The organism is Mycobacterium sp., assembly GCF_036488105.1.
Lineage (GTDB): Bacteria > Actinomycetota > Actinomycetes > Mycobacteriales > Mycobacteriaceae > Mycobacterium.
In genome coordinates this window covers 1-1,879 of record NZ_DASXHW010000049.1, presented here as the reverse complement: position 1 = coordinate 1,879, position 1,879 = coordinate 1, and the positions used below count along the sequence as shown (strand labels likewise).

The 1,879-nt window shown below is 66.4% G+C and carries 2 protein-coding genes; both read right to left on the bottom strand.

Going from position 1 to position 1,879, the window contains the following annotated elements; translation table 11 throughout:
* Nucleotides 1-155 precede the first annotated feature (155 nt).
* Nucleotides 156-1,388: a phage tail tube protein gene (locus VGH54_RS02460; protein ID WP_331510347.1), complete on the bottom strand. Its 1,233-nt coding sequence runs from the start codon at nucleotides 1,386-1,388 to the stop codon at nucleotides 156-158.
* Nucleotides 1,388-1,777, bottom strand: a complete 390-nt coding sequence (locus VGH54_RS02455) for a hypothetical protein (RefSeq protein WP_331510346.1) — start codon at nucleotides 1,775-1,777, stop codon at nucleotides 1,388-1,390. The genes VGH54_RS02460 and VGH54_RS02455 overlap by 1 nt, the downstream gene beginning before the upstream one ends.
* Between the last annotated feature and the right edge of the window lie 102 nt (nucleotides 1,778-1,879).

The following is a 1,879-nucleotide window of genomic DNA, read 5'->3' as shown; positions in this document are numbered from 1 at the left end:
GGCCGCGCGGCCGCGCGCCTTGTCGGCGACCAGCTGCGCGACGGACAGGTTGACCTTGCGGAGCTCGCGCGGCAGTTTCGCGTCGAGCGCCCGCAGGTCGGCCTGCAGTTGTTTCAGGCCATCGATCTGGATGGCCTGCGTACGGGAGGTGACCACTAGGGCGTGGAGTCGGCCGTCACGTATGCGATGGTCAGCGCATCGTTCGTGCCGCCCGGGCTGTTGAGCAGCTTGCCGCCGAGCGGCAGCGGCAGCAGATCCGGGCCGGCCACAACCGGGGAGTCGGAGTCGACGCGCGCGGCGTTGGTGCCGGACGTGAATGTCATCGACGCGAACGATGCCGCGCCGACCAGGCTCGGCCCGGTGAACGAGGCGACGAAGGTCGCCAGCGCGCCCGCGCGGTTGACCGAGGCGAACCGGGAGTACTGCAGCATGTCGGTGAACTCCGCCATGACGGTCCAGTCGAAGATGCGCATCGGGCCCTCGGCCGGTTCACGCTGCAGCGTGTTGGCGCGGATGAAGCGGCGGTCGGCCTTGTAGCCCATCGTGCACTTGAGGGTGAAGTCGGAGACGTCGACCGCGACACCGCCGATGCTGACCGTTCCGCCGGCGTAGGTGAGCAGCTCGCTGTTGGTCGGATACGACGCCGCCGCGAGCACGACGCTGGTCTGCTCGTCCTGGGCGTCCAACGTCAGGGTCAGCAGCAGGACGCCGTCGAGCGCGCAGGAGAACGTCCAGTCGATGATCTTGACACCGGGATAGGTGAACGGCGAGTTGATCTGGGACTGCGTGAAGGGCTTGCCGATCTGCGCCAGCAGCGACTTGCCGACCATCGCGCCGATCGTCGCGGTGTGCGTGAACACCGAGTCGGTCGGTCCGGTGGTGGCGATGTTGCCCATCAGGTGCTTGAGGATGCGACCGAACTGCTTGGTCTGCACCTCGAGCACGATCGGGCCGGTCGCACCGGTCCGGTTGACCGCCCACTTGTCGGCCTTCTGGACGCGGTTGTTGGCGCGCAGGCCTGCGGACTCGATGCGCGGGCTGGTGAGCTTCATGCCCTCGCTGACCATGTCGTAGAAGCGGTCCACTGTTCCGCCGCGGCCGTAGATGCTGGCCACGTAGGTGCCCTGCACGGAGGAGTTGCCGAGGTTGGTGAGCGTCACCACGGTCGCGGTGGTGGTCGTCGGGGTCTGGTAGATCGTCCACGTCGCGTTGTAGCCGGACGGCGTGAAGCCGGTGAGGGTGATCGTGTCACCGGGCAGCAGGCCGTGCGCGGACGCGAAGGTCAGCGTGAAGATGATCGGCGGTCCGGCAGACGCGATCGCGGTGGAGATCGCAGGCGTGGTCTGCGTCTCTTCACAGAAGCCGAGTTGCGAGAGAATTCCGGACATTACTTGCTCTCCTCAGCGTCGGCCGGCTTTGCGGCGTCCTCGGGTCGATCCAGCACCTCGGGACCGCGCTCGCCCTTGAGCACGGCCTTCTTGGGAGCCGCCTTGTTGGCGGTGGACTTTGTTGCCGCGGCCTTCTTGGGTGCGGCCTTCTTGGGTGCGGCTTTCTTCATGGCAGCTGGCGTCTGCCAGTTGTCGACCTGGGCGAGCAGCCCGAAGCCCGGGTCGTAGTCCTCGGTCCAACGCTCGCCGGACGGTGCCTTGCCGCCAACCGCGTCGGGAACCTCGATCGGCACGCCGGGGTGCGCCAGCTCGGCCACACCGTCGATCTCAACCTCATCGTTGTTACCCGTGTAGACAACCAACATGTAGAGCTCCTTAGTGGTGGGCATCAGATGCGTGCCTTGATGTCGATCTGCGCGTCGATGTATGCCGTGTAGCCCTGGTCGCTGACGAACTCGAGGAACTGATTCCACGAGACCGTGAAGGACCAG

Coding starts and splice junctions, on each gene's coding strand:
- VGH54_RS02455 (WP_331510346.1), bottom strand. CDS start 1,777: ATGCCCACCACTAAGGAGCTCTACATGTTGGTTGTCTACACGGGTAAC.
- VGH54_RS02460 (WP_331510347.1), bottom strand. CDS start 1,388: ATGTCCGGAATTCTCTCGCAACTCGGCTTCTGTGAAGAGACGCAGACC.